This window comes from Pseudomonas sp. NBRC 111131, assembly GCF_001320525.1.
GTDB lineage: Bacteria > Pseudomonadota > Gammaproteobacteria > Pseudomonadales > Pseudomonadaceae > Aquipseudomonas > Aquipseudomonas ceruminis.
This window is the reverse complement of sequence record NZ_BCBH01000003.1, coordinates 328,290-343,997: the sequence shown is the minus strand read 5'-3', so window position 1 is coordinate 343,997 and position 15,708 is coordinate 328,290. Positions and strand designations below refer to the sequence as shown.

Below are 15,708 nucleotides of genomic sequence, written 5' to 3'. Positions count from 1 at the left end.
CTGCCGAGCGCTTCGTCACTGCCCCGTTCGGCAGCGGCGAGCGGCTGTACCGCACCGGCGACCTGGCGCGCCAGCGCGAAGATGGGGTGATCGAATATGCCGGGCGTATCGACCATCAGGTGAAGATCCGCGGCCTGCGCATCGAGCTGGGTGAAATCGAAGCGCGCCTGCAGGAGCAGGATGCAGTGCGTGAAGCGGTGGTGGTGGCTGCCGATGGCCCAAGCGGCAAGCAACTGGTGGCTTATCTGGTGGCTGAGCTGGCCGAGGGGCTGGACGCGATCAAGGCGCACCTGGCCGCCGTGCTGCCCGACTACATGGTGCCAAGCCAGTGGGTGTTGCTCGAGCACATGCCGCTCTCGCCCAACGGCAAACTCGATCGCAAGGCACTGCCCAAGCCGGAGCTGGGCCAGTCACGGCGCGAATATGAGGCGCCGCAAAGCGAGGTGGAGCAGTGCCTGGCGGTTATCTGGCAGGACGTGTTGCGCATTGAGCAGGTCGGCCTGGGTGACAACTTCTTCGAGCTGGGCGGCGACTCCATCGTCTCCATCCAGTTGGTCAGCCGTGCGCGTCAGCAGGGCTTGCGCTTCACGCCCAAGGATGTTTTCGAACAGCAGACCTTGCAGCGCCTGGCCATGGTTGCCCGGCAGACCGAGGCGGCGAGCGAGGTGGACCAAGGGCCGGTGACCGGTGAGGCGCCTTTGCTGCCGATCCAGCGGCTGTTCTTCGAAACGGACATCCCCAACCGCCAACATTGGAACCAGTCGTTGTTGTTGACCCCGACCCAAACCCTGGACGCGGATCGGCTGGAGGCGGCGCTGCAGCATGTCGTGGCGCACCATGATGGCTTGCGCCTGCGCTATCGCCAAGAGGACGGGCGCTGGGTGCAGCAGCACGTCGACACCGGCGCGGCGGTGCACCTGGAGCGGGTCACCGCCGGTGACCTTGAGCAGGCGTTCGACAAGGCCCAACGCAGCCTGTCGCTGGAGCAGGGGCCGCTGTGTCGGGCGTTGCTGGCCAATGCACCTGATGGCAGCCAGCGTTTGCTGTTGGTCATCCACCACCTGGTGGTCGACGGCGTATCCTGGCGCATCCTTCTGGAGGACCTGCAGGCAGCCTACCGTCAGCTGCAAGCGGCACAAGCGCTGCGGCTGCCCGCCAAGACCTGCGCCTTCAAGGCCTGGGGCGAGCGCCTGGTGGCCCATGCCCAGTCCGAGGCCATGGGCGCCGAACTGGGCTACTGGCAGGCCCTGCTGGCCAACGGCGGCGAAGGCATTGTGGCCGACCACCACGACGGCAGCCAGGCCAAGCGTCATGCCCATACCCTGACCAGCCGCTTCGACACGGTGTTGACCCGCGCATTGTTGCAGGAGGCCCCAGCGGCCTACCGCACCCAGGTCAATGACCTGCTGCTGACGGCCTTGGCCCAGGCCCTGTGCGCCTGGAGCGGCGAAGCGTCGGCGCTGGTGCAATTGGAAGGGCATGGCCGTGAGGCGCTGTTCGAGAACATCGACCTGTCCCGCACCGTAGGCTGGTTCACCAGCCTCTACCCGGTGCGCCTGGAACCGGCAGCCGACATCGGCGCGTCGATCAAGCGCATCAAGGAACAACTGCGCGCCGTGCCGAACAAAGGCCTCGGCTATGGCCTGCTGCGCCACCTCGGGCCACAGGCCGCCCGGGATGCACTGTCGGCTTTGCCGCAGCCGCGCATCACCTTCAACTACCTGGGGCAGTTCGATGCTGGTGCGAGCGCAGATGCCTTGTGGACCCTGGCCGAGGAAGCGTCCGGCAGCGGTATGGATGAGGGCGCGCCGCTGGGCAACTGGCTGAGCCTCGACGGCCAGGTGCATGAAGGGGCGCTGAGCCTGAACTGGACGTTCAGTGACTGCGTGTTCGAGCCCGCCCGCGTGCAGGCGCTGGCCACGGCATTCGAGAACGCCCTGCAGGCATTGGTCGAGCATTGCCGGCAACCGGTCCATCGGGGCGTGACACCGTCGGACTTCCCGTTGTCCGGCCTGGATCAGGCACAGCTCGATGCGCTGCCGGTGGCGCTGGAGGACATCGAAGACCTGTACGCGTTGTCGCCGATGCAGGAGGGCATGCTGTTCCATACCCTCTCCGATGGCGGATCGGCGCTCTACGTCAACCAGGTGTGCCTGCCGGTCGACGGTCTCGACCCCGATCGCTTCGAAGCGGCCTGGCAACGCGTCATGGCCCGCCACGACATCCTGCGCACCAGTTTCCATTGGCAAGGGTTGCCGCGCCCGGTACAGGTAGTGCACCGCCAGGCGCGCCTGGATTTCGAGGTGCTGGACTGGAGTGGCGAAGCGGTGGACGAGCAGCGCCTGGCGGCTCGCGCCGAAGCCGAGTGTGCCCGCGGCTTCGACCTGACCCGCGCACCGCTGCAGCGGCTGTTGCTGATCCGTGTGGCGCCGCAGCGCTATCACCTGGCCTGGACCAGCCACCATATCCTCATGGACGGGTGGTCCAGCTCGCAGCTGTTCGGCGAGGTGATGGAGCAATATCACCAAGGCCGCAGCAGTGCCGAGATCGGCCGTTACCGCGACTTCATCGCCTGGTTGCAGCGTCAGGACCAGGGCGCGTTGGAACGCTTCTGGAAAGCACGCCTGCAGCGGCTGGACGAGCCCACGTCGCTCAGCCAGTCGGTACACCCTCGCCACGCCAGCGACACGCCAGGGCACCACGCGATCTACACCCGCTGGGATGCCGAGCGTACCGCCCACTTGCAACAACGCTGCCGAGCGCTGCGCATCACGGCCAATACCCTGGTGCAGGGTGCCTGGCTGCTGTTGCTGCAGCGCTACACCGGCCAGTCGGCACCGTGCTTCGGCGCCACCGTCGCAGGGCGGCCGGAGCGGTTGGCCGGGGCTGATCGCATGCTCGGCCTGTTCATCAATACCTTGCCAGTGATCGGCCAGATGGACGCCGAACAACGTCTGATCGACTGGTTGCAGGCATTGCAGCGTGACAACCTGGAACTGCGCGAGCATGCCCACGCGCCGTTGGCCGACGTGCAGCGCTGGTCTGGCCAGGGTGGTCAACCGTTGTTCGACAGCATCATCGTGTTCGAGAACTACCCCATCGACCAACGCCTGGGGGGCAGTGCGCAGGGTGGGCTGAGTTTTGGCCAGTCGTCCAACCATGACGTCACCAACTTCCCCATGGACCTTGCGGTGCATCTGGGGGACCAGTTGTCCATCGAATACCTGTACCTGCGTGGCTGCTTCGCCGAGCCGGTGGTGGAAGGTATCCGCGCGATGATGGAGCATTTGCTGGAGGAGATCCTGGCCAATCCGCAGGTGCAACTGGGTAACCTGCAACGCTTGCCCCAGGTGCAGCGCCAGGCCTTGCAACGCTGGAGTGAAACCCCCGGCAATACCTGGCAACCTGAGCCGCTGGTGGCGCTCATTTCGCGCCATGCCCAGCAGCGCCCACACGCGGTGGCAGTGCAGTGTGGCGCGCAGCAGCTGGATTACCGGCAACTGGAACGGGCCGCCAACCGCTTGGCCAACCGCTTGCTGGCGTTGGGCGCTGGGCCGGAAGTGGTCATCGGCGTCGCGCTGGAGCGCTCGGTACAGACCTTGGTGGCGTTGCTGGCCGTGATGAAAAGCGGCGCCGCGTACTTGCCACTGGACATCGACTATCCGGCCGAGCGCCTGGCCTACATGGTCGAGGACTCGGGGATGGCGCTGTTGATCACCCGGGAGGATCTGCAGGACCGTGTACCGGCCCCCGTCACCCTGCAGCGCGTGGTGCTCAATGAAACCGACGACCGTCAGTGGCCAGAGCAGGCACCTGCAGTGCAGGCCGATCCAGGCAACCTGGCCTATCTGATCTACACCTCGGGTTCCACGGGCAGGCCAAAAGGGGTGGCTGTACCCCAAGGGCCGTTGAGCATGCATTGCCAGGCCATCGCCGAATGCTACGAGATGGGGCCCGGGGTGCGCGAGCTGCACTTCATGTCCTTTGCCTTCGACGGTGCCCACGAGCGCTGGCTGACCACCTTGATGGTCGGCGGCACGCTGGTGATTCGTGATGGCAGCCTGTGGACGCCCGAGCAGACCTGCCGCGCATTGCATGAGCAGCGCATCGACATCGCCTGCTTCCCACCGGCTTACCTCAAGCAGATGGCCGAATTCGTCGAAGGCAGTGGGATGCCGGCACCGCCCGTGCGTATCTACTGCTTTGGTGGCGACGCGGTGCCGGAGCGCAGCTTCGAGCAGGTGAGGGCGGCGCTGCGCCCCCGTTACTTCACCAACGGTTACGGCCCTACCGAAACCGTGGTGACCCCGTTGCTGTGGAAGGCCGCCGACAGCGACCGCTGTGGCGCCGACTACGCGCCTATCGGCTGCGCGGTGGGTGAGCGCAGCCTGCATGTGCTGGACGAGCAGCTCAACCCATTGCCGGCTGGCTTCGCAGGCGAACTCTACATCGGGGGTGAAGGTGTTGCCCGTGGCTACCAGAACCGACCCGGGCAGACGGCCGAGCGCTTCGTGCCTGACCCGTTCGGTGTGCCGGGTGCGCGCCTGTACCGTACCGGTGACCTGGTACGCTTGCGCGAAGATGGCATCCTCGACTACCTGGGGCGCATCGACCAGCAGGTGAAGATTCGCGGTTTCCGGATCGAGCTGGGTGAAGTCGAGGCGGCCCTGCGCCGTCAGGCGGGCGTCGAGGATGCACTGGTGGTGGCCCGTGAAAGCGCCTCCGGCAAGCAGTTGGTGGGTTACGTGGTGGCGGATCAGCGGGTGGCAGGGGACAGCCTGAAAATGGCCCTGCGCGCCAGCCTGCCGGACTGGATGGTGCCGGTGCAGGTCATGGTGCTGGCGGCGTTCCCTGTGACCCCCAACGGCAAGCTCGACCGCAAGGCGCTGCCAGCGCCGAGCCTCCAGCAGGAGGCTTATGTGGCCCCGCGCACCCCTGAAGAACAGTTGCTGGCTGAGATCTGGGCCCAGGTGCTGCAGGTGGAGCAGGTTGGGATCGAAGACAACTTCTTCGAGCTGGGGGGCGATTCGATTCTCAGCCTGCAGGTGGTGTCGCGGGTCAAGAACCATCCGGACCTGGCGCTCGACCTCAAGCTGCGCGATCTGCTGCGTTACCAGACCATCGCCGGCATCTGCGAGCGGCCAGTGGAAAGCCTGGCTGGCCCGGTGGAGGATGACAGCCTGCAAGCCGTCGAAGGGGCGTTCCGCTTGTTGCCGATTCAAGAGTGGCTGTTCGCCGAGGACATGAGCGAGCCGCACCACTTCAACCAGGCACTGATGCTCAAGGCGCGCAGCGCCTTGGACCTGGATGCGCTGGAGCGTGCCCTGGCGGTGATCCAGCGTCACCACGATTCGCTGCGCCTGCGCTTTACCCGCGACGGTGGGCGCTGGATGCAGCATTACCTGGACGAAGAGGCCTGTGCGCCGGTGCTGTGGCGCCGCGAGGCCGCCGATGCCCAGGCACTGGACTGCCTGGCCAATCAAGCGCAGCGCAGCCTCGACCTGGCCAACGGCCCGATGTGGCGCGCGCTGCATGTGGCCATGGCGGACGGTGAAGCACGCCTGTTGCTGGTGATCCATCACCTGGTGGTGGACGCAGTGTCCTGGCGGGTGCTGCTCGAGGACCTGCGCACCGCCTATGAGGCCTGTTGCCAGGGCCTGGAACCTGTGCTGCCGATGCGCAGCAGCAGCTACCGCGCCTGGGTCGAGCGCCTGGCGCAGGACGCAGGGCGCATCGCCAGCGAGGAAACCGACTGGTGGCTGGGGCAATTGGACCGTCCCGGCCGTGATCTGCCCTGCGACAACCCCAGGGGCCGCAACGAGGTCAGCCAGCAGGCGGTGGCCAGGGTCGTGCTTTCGGCGGCCCACACCACGCGCCTGCTCAAGGAGGCCCCTGCGGCCTACGGCACGCAGATCAACGACCTGCTGCTGACTGCGCTGGGGCGCGTGCTGTGCCGCTGGAGCGAGCAGGAGTCGGTGCTGGTGCAACTGGAGGGCCACGGGCGCGAAGACCTGTTCGAGGCGCTCGACCTGTCCCGCACCTTGGGCTGGTTCACCAGCATGTTCCCGGTGCGCTTGCAGCCCGAGGCGGACATGGGTGGCTCGATCCGGGCCATCCAGGGGCAACTGCAGGCGATACCTAACAAAGGCATCGGCTATGGCGTGCTGCGCTACCTCGGCGAGCCTGCGCTGGGCGAGCGTCTTGCGCGCCTGCCCCAGGCCCGCATCACCTTCAACTACCTGGGGCAGTTCGACCAGAGCTTCGATGACCAGGCGATGCTGGTGCCCGCCGCCGAGGACACCGGGGACTGTTACAGCCCGGCGGCCCGCCTGGCCAACTGGCTGGAGATCATCGGCCAGGTCTACGACGGTTGCCTGGCGCTGCGCTGTGTCTACAGCACACGCCGCTATCGCCCCGAAACCGTGCAAGCGTTGATGGATGACTACCGCGCCGAGCTGGAACTGCTGATCGACCACTGCCTGGAGCACCTGGGCTGAACCCTTCCGTCATGCAATCGGGGGAGGCCGCTGCGGGCCTCCCCCCTCCGAGGAACACCATGCTGCATCCTGAACTTGAAGCTTTTCTCGACCTTGCCCAAGCCAATGCCGGCAACGAGCCGTTGCACCGCATGAGCCCTGAACAGGCCCGCAAGGTCTTCGAGCAGTCCACCGAACAGTTGCGTTGGCCGGTGCCGCCGGGGGTGAGCGTTGAAGCCCTGCAGGCCCCGGCCAGGGACGGCTGGACCCTACCGCTGCGCTTGTACCGCCCGGCACAGGTGGCGGGTACGCTGCCGGTGCTGGTGTATTTCCACGGCGGGGGGTTTGTGGTTGGCAGCCTCGACAGCCATGACGGTGTGTGCCGCGAACTGAGTGCGCGTGCAGGTTGCGCGGTGCTTGCGGTGGGCTACCGACTGGCGCCGGAGCACCGTTTCCCGGTGGCGCTGGAAGATGGCCAGGATTGCCTGGCCTGGCTGGCCGAGCAAGGTCAGCGCCTGGCCCTGGACCTTGACCGGGTGGCCTTGGGTGGCGACAGCGCGGGTGCGACCCTGGCCACGGTGCTGGCCATCGAGGCAGCCAGGCTTGGGGAGCGTGCCGTGTTGACGCCGCGTGCCCAACTGCTCTGCTACCCGGTCACGGATGCGAGCCGCCAGCGTGTCTCGCGCACCCTGTTCGGTGAAGGCTACCTGCTGGAAAACGAGACCCTGGAGTGGTTCTACGGGCATTACGCCCGCACACCACAGGACCGCCAGGACTGGCGCTTCTCGCCATTGCTGGCCGATGACCTGAGCGGCGTGGCGCCGGCGATCGTTGCCCTGGCCGGGCTCGATCCGCTGTTGGATGAAGGGCTGGCCTATGCCGAGCGCTTGCGTGCGGCCGGCGTCGAGGTCCAGTTGCTGGAGTTGCCGGGGTTGACCCATGACCTGTTGCGCATGGCGGCTGTCGTGCCAGACGTGCTGCACGTGCACGAGCGTTTGTGCCAGGCGTTGGCCCGGCTGCTGGCGGCTGACCGAGCCGTTGCATGAAGTACGCGTGAACAGTAAAGGGGCCGCTATGCGGCCCCTTTTGATTGATGCGAACACGCGTCCGGACGCGACGTCAGAACGTCCCTTTCAGTGTCACCATGAAGTTGCGTGGCTCACCGTAGAAGTTGCCCCACGAAACAGCCCCCACGCTCTGGTAGTACTTCTTGTCGAGCAGGTTGTTGCCGTTGAGCGCAACGGTCCAGTTGTCGTCGATACGGTAGCCGATGCGGCCACTCCAGATGGCATAACCCGACTGGACCGATTTCACCGCAGGCGCCACGTTCGCATCGCGGAAGGAAACGTCGCTCTGCGCCGTTACGCCGGCACCCACGCTCCAGCGATCGAGGTCGCCGGCCAGCTGGTAGTCAGCCCAGGCGCGCAACAGATGGCGCGGGAAGTAGCTGACCGAGAAGGCGGGCTCCTGTGGGTTGTCGTTGGTGCTGTCCAGGTATTTGGTCTGGGTGTAGGTATAGCCTGCCAGCACTTGCAGCCGGTCGATGACCTCGCCGCTGATTTCTGCCTCGAAGCCCTGTGCCCTGACCTTGCCGACATCGCTGTAGCAGAAGCCATCCGACGAGCCTGGGCAGGAGCTGTCGTAGTTGGCTTCGGCCCTGTGTTCCTCGATGGTGCGGAACAGGTTGAAGGCGGTGTTGACGCGGCCGTCCATCAGCTCACCCTTGATACCCAACTCGTAACTGGCGCCGGTCTTGGGTTGCAGCGGGCTGCCGGACTCATCGGTATAGGTGCTCTGAGGCTGGAAGATACTGGCGTAGCTGGTGTAGACGGACCAGTTGTCGTTCAAGTCATAGATGAGCGCTGCGAAGGGGGTGACTTCGCCATTTTCCTGGCTCTTGTCGTGCTGCCAGTAGTCCCACGACTGGGTGTAGGAATCGCGGCTGTTGCGGTACCAGCTGACACGCGAGCCCAGGACGAAGGTCAACGGCTCGGCAAGCTTCAGCCGCAGCGTGGCATAGGTGCCGTACTGCTTGGTGTCCGTTTCGGTGGGAACCGAGCCGCCCCGGTAAGAGTTGGGTGGGTAGAACCCATCGCTTGGCTCGGGGATGTGCGGGTTGGGGTTGAACGGGTCCTGGGAGGTGCCGAGCAAATCGGTCATGTTGATCAGGGCCCAATGGTCGCGGGTCTTGGCCCGGCTGGCGTTGGCCCCGACGATCAGCTCGTGCTGCAGGCCGAACGCATCGAATTTGCCATCCACGTAGGCATCGAAGCCGTAGTCGGTCTGGTCGTAGTCGAACAGCCCGGAGTACACCGAGGAGGGCGCTGTGCTTGCACCGTGGGGTACGCCGTCCGGTGTTTCCGACAGGGCATATTTGATGTCCTGGTCGTTATGGGTCCAGACACCGGCGAACTTTAAGGCCCAGTTGTCGTTGAACTGGTGGGTCAGGTCGGCGAACACGGTGGTGCGCTCGCTGTCCCAGGTGTTCCAGGATGCACCCAGGCAGGTCGAACGGCTGAGTTTCAGGTCCTTGCCATCGCTGTAACGCGGCAGGCCGTGCCAGCAGGGCCTGGCATCGAGCCGCTCGTAGGCGACGCCCACCCCCACGGTGGTGTCGGGGGTCACGTCGTAGTCCAGGGCGCCGTAGAGGATCTGGTCGTTGCGTTTGCCCAGGTCGTAGAAATACTGGCGATCCTGCAGCGCCACCACCGCCCGGCCACGCAGGGTGCCTGACTCGTTGAGCGGGCCGCCGGTGTCGACCTGGCCGCGGTAGTTGTCCCAGGAGCCTGCTGAGAGGCTCAGGCTGGTGGTGGGTTTGCTCTGCCCGCGTTTACGGACGAAGTTGACTCCACCCGCGGAGCTGCCCGAGCCTTTCATCATCCCGGCGGCGCCCTTGAGCACCTCCACCCGGTCGTAGTAGGCCATGTCGCCAGAGAAGCTGTTGGCTTGGACATACTCACCGCCCACATCCAGCGGCACGCCGTCGTACTGGTACTGCCCCTGCATCATGAAGCCGCGGGAGTAGAAGTACTTGCCGCCCATGGGTGACTCGTACACCGCGATGCCAGGGGTTTTTTCCATGGCCTGGTCGATGGTGTTGATGTTCTGGTCATCCATGAACTTGCGCGTCAGCACGGTGACGGCCTGGGGTGTTTCGCGCAGGGTGTGCGTGCCCTTGCCGATCGTGACCGCCCGGCCAGCATAGGACTCGGTGCCTTCGCTGGTCGCATCCAGGCGGTTGGCATTGATTTTCAGCGGCCCCAGTTCCATCGCCGACGAGTTGCTGGCCCCGTTGAGAATCACGGTGTGGCCGTCGAGCTGGTAGGTCAGGCCGCTGCCGCGCAGCAGCAAGCGCAGGGCCTGTTCTGGCTCCATGTTGCCCTTGATCGCCGGGACGGGGGTGTCGCGCAGGTTTTCCGGGCTGTACAGCAACTGCAGGTCGGCCTGCTTGGCCAGGGTGTTGAGCGCCCCCACCAGCCCTTGGGGCGGAATATCCAGCGCCACCGGCTCGGCCTGGGCGTTCATGGAAGCTGCCAGGGCGCACGCAAGCAGCGAAGGAGCAAGCAAAGCCTGTGATGTTCTGCGAACCGCTCGGGCCAGCGGTGAAAGCGTATTAGTGGTCATGCGGATACTCAATGTTGGCAGAATTACTTATGAGTTTTATTTGCATTTATGTGACGTATAGCTCACCCAGAACCGGAAAAAAATCAGCTGGAAAATTCAGCCACCTCGGTTTCCACCCGTTTTCCATCGCGCAGACGCAACAGGTGATCGGCCACCTCGAAGTAACGGTCGTCGTGGCTGATGACGATGATGGTCTTGCCCAGGCGCTTCAGTTCGGGCAGCAACTGGGTATAGAAGATGCGCCGGAACGTTGGGTCCTGGTCGGCGGCCCATTCATCGAACACCAGCACCGGGCGCTTCTCCAGCCATGCGTTGACCAGCGCCAGGCGCTTGCGCTGGCCGGTGGACAGGTCGGTGGTGGTGAAGGCCCCATCGCGAATCTGCACCTTGTGTGCGATCTCCAGGCGTTGCAGGTATTTGCCAGCGTCTGCGGGCAAGGCCTCGGCATCCTGCAGCAGGTCATCGAACAGGTAGTAGTCGGCGAACACAGTGGTGAACAGTTGGCGATAGTCGTCACGGCTGGCCGCGGTGACGGGCTGGCCATCCAGCAGGATTTCCCCCTGGTGAGGGGCATACAGGCCCAGCAGCAGCTTGATCAGGGTGGTCTTGCCGCAGCCGTTCTCACCGACGATGAAAAGGATATCGCCCTGCGCGATGCGCAGGTTGATCGGCCCCAGGGTGAAGGGCGCCGCGCCGTCCACCGGCGGGAAGGCGAAGCGTACGTCGCGCAGTTCCAGGCTACGGATTTGCTGGTCCGGTACTTCAGCGGCGTCGAGCAGCAGGTGCGGCTCAGGCGAGGAGAACTGGGTGGACAGCTCGGCGATACGGCGCAAGGCGATCTGCGCCCGGCTGATGATGGGCAGGGTTGAAACCAGGTGCTCCAGCGGCCCTTTCATGTACAACAGCACCAGGACGAACCCGCTGGTGACCTTGGGGTCGCTGATCAGCTGGGCTTGCTGTAGCGCCAGCACCAGGCCGATGACCACGAAGAACAGCATCGAGCCCAGGCTCTTGGCGATGACGAAGATGTTGATCGAGCGCACGTGGGTATCGCGGATGTAGTTCGCCGTACGGGTGATGCGCTCGCTGAACATGCGTTGGCGGCGTGGGCGGCTGATGCGCAGCTCCTTGGCGCCGGACGCGACCCCATCATAGTGCTTCTGCAATTCATCTTCGGCCTCGCGCGCATCGTTGAAACCGCTGATGCCGCGCAGGCGTGCGACATACTGCACCGCCGTGCCCAGCAACACGGCGAGCGCAGCAATCAGGAACATCTGCCAGGAAAGCTGCGCCAGGTAACCGAGGCAGCCCAGGGTCACCGACAGCGAGATGGCCAGTGGCGCGAAGGCGAAGGCGAAGTCGCTGATGGTGTCCACGTCATGGGTCAGGACCGGGATCAGGCGATGGCTGCGGTAGCGCTCGATCTGTTCGATGGGTGCGCTCAGCACCTTCTCCCCCAGCTCCCGGCGCAAACGGGCAATCACGTGCTGGCCAACATAGTTGGTGCCGATGTCCGAAGCGATGGAGGAACCCAGTGCCACCAGACAGATACCGGCGAAGGCCAGCACTACGCCCCAGGTCAGGGCGCCAGGGGCATGCAGCAGGTTGTTGATGTTGGCGAGCAGCAGGGTGATGCACAAGCCGCCGACGATACCCAGGCCTACGGCAAGGGCGACGATCAGTCGGTAGGGTTTGAGCAGGCCGAGGAGTTCGCGAAGTGCGCCAGGGGTCGATCGGTTCATGGTGGGTTCCTGGTGGATGCGCGGATGCGGTTGCGGCGCTGCGCGGGCAGGCGCCGTGTGGGCGGTTGCCCTGTGAAGGAGACGTTCGGCAGGCGTGGTTCTTTAGCAGGCCCAGGCCGTTGGCCGGGGCCAGTGAGGCACCGATTGCGGTGCCTGTTGGCCATTGGTTGGGGGAGGTGGGTCAGAGCTCGCGCACAACACGAAAGCCCAGCCAGTCGCCGCGCACGTAGGGTTCGCGGTAATTGCGGTTGCCGGAGCGGGAGAACACCGGGGCTTCGCTGTAGTCGTTGCCACGGATGTGGTTGTATTCGCAGCTGGCTTCCATCCAGGCACTGCCGTCAGTCGGCGCCCCTACGTAGCTGTCGTGCATGCAGTCGGCCACCCATTCATAGACATTGCCATGCATGTCGTAGACGCCGAAGGCATTGGGCGGGAAAGCGCCCGCCGGTGAGGTGAAGCTGTAGCCGTCGACAGGGCCGTAGGTGTTGGCGTGCTTGGCGATGCTGTACTCCTTGCCTTCATCGAAGGGGAAGGGGAACGGGCCGGTGCTGCCGGCACGTGCGGCATACTCGCGTTCGGCTTCGCTGACCATGCGGTAATGCTTGCCGGTCTTCTTCGAAAGCCAGGCGATGTAGGCCTTCACTTCGTCATAGCTGATGCACACGGCCGGCTGCTCAGGCCCCTGGGGGTAACTGGGCTTGCCGTTGCTGCAGAGGCGGCCCGGGCGGTCGTCGCCGTCGGGGAGGGTAACCTTGGCCTCGCGCTGCCAGGCCTGCATCTGCTTGGCCAGGACATGGAACTGGCTGATGGCGAACGGTTTGGCGAAGGTCACGGTGTGCAGCGGGCCTTCATCGGGCTGGCGGCCGACTTCATCCTCGGGCGTACCCATGGTGAAGCTGCCGGCGGGCAGCACCACCATCTTTGGGCAATCCTTGCAGTCCTGGAACACAGCGCCGGGTTGACGTGCGTCGGCGGCGAAGGCCGGGGCGGTGGCGAACAGCGCGGCCACCAGGGCCAGGGGCTTGAATACGTGCATGGCGGTTCTCATGAATGGCGAAAGGTCAGGCAAGTTGTGGGGCGAGGATGGCCATCACCCGGTCGATCTCGGTTTCGTCGTTGAGCAGGCTTGGGGCCAGCCGCACCACAGGGCCGACATCGCGGTCCACGGCGTCGCTGATCACCTTGTTGGCCATCAGGTGACGGGCCACGGCGTCGCAGTCCCGGCCTTCGACGCGAAAGAAGGTGAACCCGGCAGAAAGCTGGCTGCTGCGTGGCGTTACCAGTTGCACCTTGGCGTGTTCGGCCAGGCGCTCCTTGAGGTAGTCGTTGAGCTGGTGCACCCGTGCCTGGACATCGGCTTTGCCCAGTTGCAGGTGCAGCTCGAACGCCTTGCCCAGGGCCAGGCGGTGGTCGAAGGCGTGGTAGCCGCCGGGGGTCATCAAGGTGCCGAAGTTCTCGCCCTTGGTGAAGGTGGGCACGCTGGGCACCAGGTAAGGTTGCGGCGCTTGCTCCCGGGCGATGATCACGCCGGTGCCGCGCGGGCCGAACAGCCACTTGTGGGTACCGGCGATGAAGTAGTCGCAGTTGAAGTCGGCGAATGTCACGTCTTCGATGCCGAAGCCGTGCACGCCGTCGACCACGTAGAGGATGCGGTCGTGCGCATCGCGGCCCTGGTTGAGCGTTTTCACCAGCTCGCCGACCTCGCGCACTGGCAGTTTGACGCCGCTGCCGGACTGCACCCAGGTCATGCCCAGCACGCGCGTCTCGGGGCGGATGGCCTGGCGGATATTGCCGAGCATTTCATCCACCGAGGCCAGGTGGGGGTCCTTGAACAGCGTCACGCGGCGTACCTGGGTGCCCATCATCCGTTCGCGGTAGTCAAGCCGGGTATTGGTGGAGTAGTGCTCGTGGGCGCTGACCAGAATCTCCTTGCCCGGCGGTACCTGCAGGCCACCGTAGATCATCGCCAAGCCATCGGTGGTGCTGCCGGTCAGGGCTACCTGGCCTGGCTGCACGCCGAAATACCGGCCGGCCCAGGCGCGCACATCGTGTTCATACCCCCAGAGTTCCTCGCGGTCCCAGTCGAGCATTTCCCCGGGGTTCTGGTCCAGGCGTGCGCGAAAGTGGGCGATGGCGTCGCTCACCACACGGGGGTGAGAGGTGAGAAGGAAGTTACAGAAGTGCAGGTAGGCCGGGTCCAGGTCGAACTGCTGGCGCAGGGCCTGCCACTTGTCCTGGGTCGGTTGTGCCAGCGGCTTTGCGGCCTGGGCAACAGGGCTGAAGCCGGCCGCCAGGGGCAAGCCGGCGGCGAGCAGGCCGGCCTGCTTCAGGAAATTACGGCGGTCGTTCATCAGCCGCGCCCCGCTTGTGCCTGGCCGGCAGCACCGGGCTTGCCCAGGCGCTGCACCGCTTCCCATACCCGCAGGAAGTTGCCGCCCCAGAGTTTGGCGATGTCGGCATCGGAGTAACCGCGCAGGATCAGCTCGGCGGTGACATTGCGCGACTCACCGACGTTCATCCAGCCCGTAACCCCGCCGCCGTCGTTGAAGTCCGAGGCGATGCCGACATGGTCGATACCGATCTTGCGCACGGTGTAGTCGATGGCGTCCACCAGGTCCTTGACGGTGGCGCGAGGCTCTTCTTCGAGGATGGCGTACAGCGCGCTGGCATACTCGCCGAACTTCTGCTCTGGCCAGATGGCGATGATCGCGTCGCCGGGCATCAGCGCGTTGGCCAGGCCGTTGAGCGGTTGCAGGTCGAAGCGTGCGCGCAGGGCATTGAGCTTGTCCAGGGTGGCCTGGCTCAGCGGCTTGAGGTAAGCGGGGAAGCCCACTACCTGGACCACGCCGCCGCTTTTCTTGATGGCTTGCAGTTCGCGGTCACTGAGGTTGCGTGGAATGTCCACCAGCGCGCGCGGTGCCGAGTGGGAGGCCACCATCGGGGCGCGGGTCAGGCGTGCCACGTCTTCCAGGGCCAGGGTAGACATCTGCGATACGTCGATGATCACGCCCAGGTCGTTGAGCCGCGCCACGGCCTGCTCGCCCAGGGGCGACAGGCCGCCGAGGGCGTCCGGCGTATCATTGAGGAAGGGCAGCGGGCGCGAGGAGTCGGCCCACGCGTTGTTGCCCACGTAGCTGAAACCGAACATGCGCATGCCGCGTGCAGCCCAGTCGTCCAGGGCGTTGAGGTCTTCGCCCAAGGGGTAGGCATTGAGCATGCTGAGGAAGATGGCGAACTTGCCTTCACCGTGCAGCCGACGAAAATCGGCGGGGGTGTAGGCGATGCCGACCTGGTTGGGGAAGTCGCGGACCATGCCGGTGAGTATCTTGTAGCGTACTTCCTGTTGGTGGCGGGCTTCGTCGACGAAGGCGGCGGTGGGGCGATGGGGCGCGTTGGCGCCGTTCCAGATCTCGGGCCAGCCAAACAGGGTCAGCGCGGCGCCGGAAAGGCGGCCACGGCCAGCCTTGACCAGGTCGAACTGATGCTCGCCGTCCTTGTCCGCTTCCTGGCCCTCGGTGCCGAAGTTCAGCGGTACGGTGATGTGGCTGTCGAAGGAGATGATGCGCTCCTGCAGCGCATTGGCCTGTTTGATCACTTCGCGTGGGTAGCCTGCAGGCAGGTAAGCGAAGAAGTACCAGGCCGCTGTGGCCGCGAGCGCGATGATCAGCGTCAGGGCGACGAGGTAGGGGGCCTTGCTGAAGCGGGTCGTGTTCATTGCCATCCCGTTGATTGCCAGGGTCGATGCGATGCCGGCGCCCGCCGCTGCGGGGCTTGCCTGTCACGGAGGGACGAGAGGGCTGCAGGGAAATTTAGCGCCGCAGTACCGGTAAATTTGATTCGTGGCCTCTCGTTCTAGCTCCAAAGGC

Annotated in this window: 7 protein-coding genes; 2 read left to right on the top strand and 5 right to left on the bottom strand. The window is 65.2% G+C overall.

The genetic code is table 11. The features are described from left to right. Both APH34_RS05210 and APH34_RS05205 read left to right on the top strand, forming a co-directional pair. Positions 1-6,497: non-ribosomal peptide synthetase (locus tag APH34_RS05210; RefSeq protein ID WP_156358063.1), on the top strand; the 6,497-nt coding region annotated here is incomplete at its 5' end. A 59-nt stretch (positions 6,498-6,556) separates the two neighbouring features. After that, positions 6,557-7,522, top strand: coding sequence for an alpha/beta hydrolase (locus tag APH34_RS05205; protein WP_054900111.1), 966 nt, complete (start codon positions 6,557-6,559; stop codon positions 7,520-7,522). A 73-nt stretch (positions 7,523-7,595) separates the two neighbouring features. Here APH34_RS05205 and APH34_RS05200 read toward each other — a convergent pair whose 3' ends face one another. From APH34_RS05200 to pvdM, 5 genes are all read right to left on the bottom strand, one after another. Then, positions 7,596-10,100 carry a TonB-dependent siderophore receptor gene (locus tag APH34_RS05200; RefSeq protein WP_054900110.1) on the bottom strand — a complete coding sequence of 835 codons (2,505 nt, stop codon included), beginning with the start codon at positions 10,098-10,100 and terminating at the stop codon, positions 7,596-7,598. Positions 10,101-10,183: 83 nt separating this feature from the next. Then, on the bottom strand, positions 10,184-11,842 hold the full coding sequence (locus APH34_RS05195; RefSeq protein WP_054900109.1) for a cyclic peptide export ABC transporter: 1,659 nt from the start codon (positions 11,840-11,842) through the stop codon (positions 10,184-10,186). 181 nt (positions 11,843-12,023) lie between these two features. Next, complete coding sequence (locus APH34_RS05190) at positions 12,024-12,878, bottom strand: formylglycine-generating enzyme family protein (RefSeq protein WP_054900108.1); 855 nt, start codon at positions 12,876-12,878, stop codon at positions 12,024-12,026. 25 nt (positions 12,879-12,903) lie between these two features. Continuing rightward, a complete protein-coding gene (pvdN, locus tag APH34_RS05185) occupies positions 12,904-14,193 on the bottom strand; it encodes a pyoverdine-tailoring periplasmic protein PvdN (protein ID WP_054900107.1) in 1,290 nt (429 codons plus the stop codon). Then, complete coding sequence (gene pvdM, locus APH34_RS05180; RefSeq protein WP_054900121.1) at positions 14,193-15,557, bottom strand: pyoverdine-tailoring dipeptidase-like protein PvdM; 1,365 nt, start codon at positions 15,555-15,557, stop codon at positions 14,193-14,195. The genes pvdN and pvdM overlap by 1 nt, the downstream gene beginning before the upstream one ends. Positions 15,558-15,708: the final 151 nt, after the last annotated feature.

Bases quoted from the DNA above. Each gene is read 5' to 3' on its own strand.
- APH34_RS05190 (WP_054900108.1), bottom strand. From the start codon at position 12,878: ATGCACGTATTCAAGCCCCTGGCCCTGGTGGCCGCGCTGTTCGCCACC.
- APH34_RS05195 (WP_054900109.1), bottom strand. From the start codon at position 11,842: ATGAACCGATCGACCCCTGGCGCACTTCGCGAACTCCTCGGCCTGCTC.
- APH34_RS05205 (WP_054900111.1), top strand. From the start codon at position 6,557: ATGCTGCATCCTGAACTTGAAGCTTTTCTCGACCTTGCCCAAGCCAAT.
- APH34_RS05200 (WP_054900110.1), bottom strand. From the start codon at position 10,100: ATGACCACTAATACGCTTTCACCGCTGGCCCGAGCGGTTCGCAGAACA.
- pvdN (WP_054900107.1), bottom strand. From the start codon at position 14,193: ATGAACGACCGCCGTAATTTCCTGAAGCAGGCCGGCCTGCTCGCCGCC.
- pvdM (WP_054900121.1), bottom strand. From the start codon at position 15,557: ATGAACACGACCCGCTTCAGCAAGGCCCCCTACCTCGTCGCCCTGACG.